The sequence below is a fragment of the Caulobacter sp. B11 genome, assembly GCF_002737765.1.
Classification (GTDB): Bacteria; Pseudomonadota; Alphaproteobacteria; order Caulobacterales; family Caulobacteraceae; genus Caulobacter.
The window spans coordinates 1-4386 of record NZ_PEGG01000301.1; the positions used below are offsets into that span (position 1 = coordinate 1).

The 4386-nt window shown below is 68.3% G+C and carries 3 protein-coding genes and 3 pseudogenes; 3 read left to right on the forward strand and 3 right to left on the reverse strand.

All coding sequences use genetic code 11. The features are described from left to right. Positions 1 to 138: 138 nt before the first annotated feature. Positions 139 to 616, reverse strand: a pseudogene (gene msrB / locus CSW58_RS11545) (peptide-methionine (R)-S-oxide reductase MsrB). 186 nt (positions 617 to 802) lie between these two features. On the opposite strand from msrB, the gene CSW58_RS16285 reads away from it, so the two are divergent. Then, positions 803 to 997: a heavy metal-binding domain-containing protein gene (locus CSW58_RS16285; RefSeq protein WP_369825171.1), complete on the forward strand. Its 195-nt coding sequence runs from the start codon at positions 803 to 805 to the stop codon at positions 995 to 997. Between the two features lie 154 nt (positions 998 to 1151). After that, a complete protein-coding gene (locus tag CSW58_RS11555; protein ID WP_099447385.1) occupies positions 1152 to 1727 on the forward strand; it encodes a DJ-1/PfpI family protein in 576 nt (191 codons plus the stop codon). Between the two features lie 16 nt (positions 1728 to 1743). On the opposite strand, the gene CSW58_RS15935 is transcribed toward CSW58_RS11555, so the two are convergent. Together CSW58_RS15935 and CSW58_RS15940 are read right to left on the reverse strand one after the other, a co-directional pair. Continuing rightward, positions 1744 to 1869 carry a heme-binding protein gene (locus tag CSW58_RS15935; RefSeq protein ID WP_369825172.1) on the reverse strand — a complete coding sequence of 42 codons (126 nt, stop codon included), beginning with the start codon at positions 1867 to 1869 and terminating at the stop codon, positions 1744 to 1746. Positions 1870 to 1945: 76 nt separating this feature from the next. Further along, positions 1946 to 2233, reverse strand: a pseudogene (locus tag CSW58_RS15940) (heme-binding protein); the annotation flags it as partial. Between the two features lie 173 nt (positions 2234 to 2406). Here CSW58_RS15940 and CSW58_RS11565 point away from each other — a divergent pair. Next, positions 2407 to 4386 (forward strand): annotated as a pseudogene (locus CSW58_RS11565) (acetyl-CoA carboxylase biotin carboxylase subunit); the annotation flags it as partial.

Sequence of the window (4386 nt, forward strand, 5' to 3'; positions counted from 1 at the left end):
CGCAGCTGGACGCCCTGGTCGAACGCCTGGGCGGGCAGGGCGACGCCGACCCCGCGCGCGCCCGAGGCGCTGGAGCGCGTCTGATCTCGCGCCTATCGCCCTTCTTCCTTAGCGGGAGAAGGGCGAGTCTGGACTGTGTTAGGCGACCTTGTCGCCGCGCCCCAGCGGGTCGGGCAGGGGGTCGCCGGCCTTCACGAACTGCAGCGACACCGAATTGATGCAGTAGCGCAGCCGGGTCGGCGGCGGACCGTCGGGGAAGACGTGGCCCTGGTGGCTGTCGCAGCGGCGCAGCGGGTCTCGATACGGACCATGCCGTAGGAGCTGTCCTTGATCGCCTTGACGTGGCCCTCGTCGAACGGCGCGTAGAAGCTGGGCCAGCCGGTGCCGCTCTCGAACTTGGTCTCGTGCTTGAACAGCGGCAGGCCGCACAGCCGGCAGGCATAGACGCCGGGGCTTTTCTCGCCCAGCAGGCCACCGCAGAACGGGCCTCGGTGCCGTGATGCAGCAGGACGCGGGCCTCTTCGGCCGTGATGTCGGCCTCTAGACGCTGGCGTTCGGGCAGGGTGGGGGCCGTTAGGTCGAAACCCGTGGCGGAGAGGCTGGCGGAGTCGGTCATGGCTTCCAATCTAAGGTCGCGGTCGCCGGACCGATAGAGCGACAACCAAGGAAGCGGCCAAATGATTACCTCGACCACCCCGACCATCGCCGAGCGCGACATCGCCACCACCCTCGGCGTCGTCTCGGGCGAGGCCATTATCGGGCCCACATCTTCCGAGACCTGTTCGCCGGCATCACCAACATCATCGGCGGCCGGGCCGGCGGTTATGAGAAGGCCCTGCGCGAGGCGCGCGACATCGCCTTGCAGGAGATGATCGACGAAGCCGCCCGGATGGGCGCCGACGCGGTGGTCGGAGTCGATCTCGACTATGAGGCGCTGGGCGCCGACAACGGCATGCTGATGGTGACGGCGGCCGGCACGGCGGTGAAGCTGCGCTAGAGATCGGTTGATCTTCGGGAGATCCGCCTCTCCCCGTCCGCCTTTGATCATTCAGCGCGATTGCATCCCGCCTCGGTGACGGACGACTGATACCCTGGGGCCGCGAGGGCGTTAGACCCTCGCGGCGTTCCTCGCCCGTTCAAAAGGACCACTCATGACCGTCGCCGTCGCGTTTCTGCAACCGGGCTGGGCCGACTGGGAGGCCGGTCAGGTCCTGGCCGCCCTGCGCGGCTACTATGGCGTCCAGATCGAGATCGCCACGCCGGACGGCGAGCCCCAGACCTCGATGGGCGGCGTGCTGGCCGCGGCCGACTACCGGTTCGACGACCCGGTTCTGGCCGACGCCGACGTCTTCCTGCTGATCGGCTCGGACGCCTGGACCGACTATCGCGACGAGGCCTTGTTCTCGCTGCTGCGCCAGGTCCAGGCCGACGGCAAGATCATCGGCGCGATCTGCGCCGGCACCGTGGCCGTGGCCCGGGCGGGCCTGCTGGCCGGGCGGGCCCACACCTCCAACGACCCGGCCTGGCTGGCCGGCCAGGCGCCGGACTATGCGGGGGCGGCGGGCTATGTGCAGACGCCCCGCGCCGTGGTCGACGGCAAGCTGGTCACCGCTCCGGGCACGGCGCCGGTGACCTTCAGCGCCGAGGTCGCCCGGCTGATCGCGCCGGAAGCCGCCGCCGGCTATGACGACTATCTGGCCATGTTCGCTCGGGAATTCGCGGGCTGACGGACCTGGCCTGAGCCTATTTCAAGGCCGCGACGCCGGCGCGGGCCACCTGACCGTCCTGGACGCCGGAGCCGCCCGAGGCGCCGATGGCCCCGACGATCTTGCCGTCGATGACCAGCAGCTCGCCGCCCTCGATGGCCAGGGCGCGCGTTCAGCGTGCCGCCCTTCACCGCGTCCTGGAAATAGGCGGTCGGCCGGCGGAAATTGGCCGAGGTCTCGGCCTTGCGCCGGGCCACGTCGTTGGATCCGTACTGCGCGCCGTCCATCTTCTGGCTCAACACCAGGGCGCCGTTCGGCTCGACCACCACGATGACCATGTTCCAGCCGTTCTTGCGGGATTCGGCCTCGGCGGCGGCGACGGCGGTCTTGGCCTCGGCCAGGGTGATCGACCGGCCATAGGCGAGGGCGGGGGCCGGCGCCGTTTGGGCCAAGGCGGGGGCCGACAGCATGGCGGCGGCAAGGGCCAGGGCTGGGGCCAGGGCGTGGAACACTTTGGCGCGGCGCATGATCGGGTCTCTCCGTGCGGAAGTCAGGGGCGGCGTAATCGGTGAGCGTGGCGGATTGGAAACCGGTGTCAACTTGCCTTAAGACCTATCGCCGTCGCGTCACCGTTGCAAACCCGTCTTGGCCTGCTAGGTCGTGGGGCAACGACAAGAATAAGCGTGCAGGAGATGGTCGGATGTTCAAGAAGCTGCTGATCGCCAACCGTGGCGAGATCGCCGTTCGCGTGATCAAGACGTGCCGCCGGATGGGAATCTCGACGGTGGTGGTCTATTCGGACGCCGACGCCGACAGCCTGGCCGTGGAGATGGCCGACGAGACCGTGCACATCGGTCCCTCGGCCGCCAACCAGTCCTATCTCGTGGCCGACAAGATCATTGACGCCTGCCGCCAGACCGGAGCCGAGGCCGTGCATCCCGGCTTTGGCTTCCTGTCGGAAAACGCCGGCTTCGCCCAGCGCTGCGCCGACGAGGGCATCGTGTTCATCGGTCCCAATCCCGGCGCGATCCGCGCCATGGGCGACAAGATCGAGAGCAAGAAGTTCGCCGAAAAGGCCGGCGTCAGCTGCGTGCCCGGACACATCGGCGAGATCGACGACACCGCCCACGCCATCAAGATCTCCGAGGAAATCGGCTATCCGGTGATGATCAAGGCCAGCGCCGGCGGCGGCGGCAAGGGCATCCGCGTGGCCTGGACCCGTCAGGACGTCGAGGAAGGCTTCCCGGCCGTCCGCGCCGAGGCCAAGGCCAGCTTCGGCGACGACCGGATCTTCATCGAGAAGTTCATCGTTTCGCCTCGCCACATCGAGATCCAGGTGCTGGGCGACAAGCACGGCAATGTCGTCCACCTGTTCGAGCGCGAATGTTCGATCCAGCGTCGTAACCAGAAGGTCATCGAGGAGGCTCCGAGCCCGCTGCTCGACGAGGCCACCCGCGCCGCCATGGGCGCCCAGGCCGTGGCCCTGTCCAAGGCGGTCAACTATGACAGCGCCGGCACGGTCGAGTTCGTGGCCGGCCAGGACAAGAGTTTCTTCTTCCTGGAGATGAACACCCGCCTGCAGGTCGAGCACCCGGTCACCGAACTGATCACCGGCCTGGACCTGGTCGAGCAGATGATCCTCAGCGCCTGGGGCGAGAAACTGGCCTTCGAACAGAAGGACCTGAAGATCAACGGCTGGGCCATCGAGAGCCGCATCTATGCCGAGGACCCCTACCGCAAGTTCCTGCCCAGCATCGGCCGTCTGGTCCGCTACGATCCGCCGGAAGAAGGGCAGCATGACGGCTATGTCGTCCGCAACGACGCCGGGGTGCGCGAGGGCGACGAGATCTCGATGTTCTACGACCCGATGATCTCCAAGCTCTGCACCTGGGCCCCGACCCGCCTGGCGGCGATCGACGGCATGGGCCGGGCGCTGGAAGACTTCCACATCGAGGGCCTGGGCCAGAACATCCCGTTCCTGGCCGCGGTGATGGACCAGGAGCGCTACCGCTCGGGCGTGATCTCGACCAACTACATCAAGGACGAGTTCCCCGACGGCTTCGCCGGCGTCGACCCGACCCCGGCCCAGGCCGATGTGATGACCGCCGTGGCCGCCGCCATGCACCAGGTGATCAGCGCCCGGGCGCGCTCGAACGACACCGGCCTGGCCGGGCCGCTGCGCGACGAATGGGTGGTGGCCGTCGGTCACGCCAAGCGCCGGGTCAAGGTCTCGGGCGCCGCGCCGCTGGTCGTCTCGCTGCTGGACGAGGGTCGCGACCTGACTCTGGAAACGATGGACTGGCGTCCGGGCAAGCCGACCTTCAAGGGCGCGCTGGACGGCGTGGCCTTCACCGTCCAGGTGGCCCCGGCCGCCGAGGGCTTCACCATCCGTCACCGCGCCGCCAAGTCCCGGGTGCTGGTGCTGAGCCCGCGCTCGGCGGCTCTGCACGACAAGCTGCCGAGAAGCAGGCCGCCGACACCTCGCGCCTGATCTTGTCGCCGATGCCCGGCCTGGTCGTGTCGATGGACGTCGAACTGGGCCAGACCGTCCGCGAGGGCGAGACGGTCTGCGTCATTGAGGCGATGAAGATGCAGAACATCATCCGCGCCGAGCGCGAGGGCGTCGTCAAGGCGGTCAACGCCAAGGGCGGCGATCCGGTCGCCGCCGATGAGGTGCTGG

Coding starts and splice junctions, on each gene's coding strand:
- CSW58_RS11555 (WP_099447385.1), top strand. CDS start 1,152: ATGACCGTCGCCGTCGCGTTTCTGCAACCGGGCTGGGCCGACTGGGAG.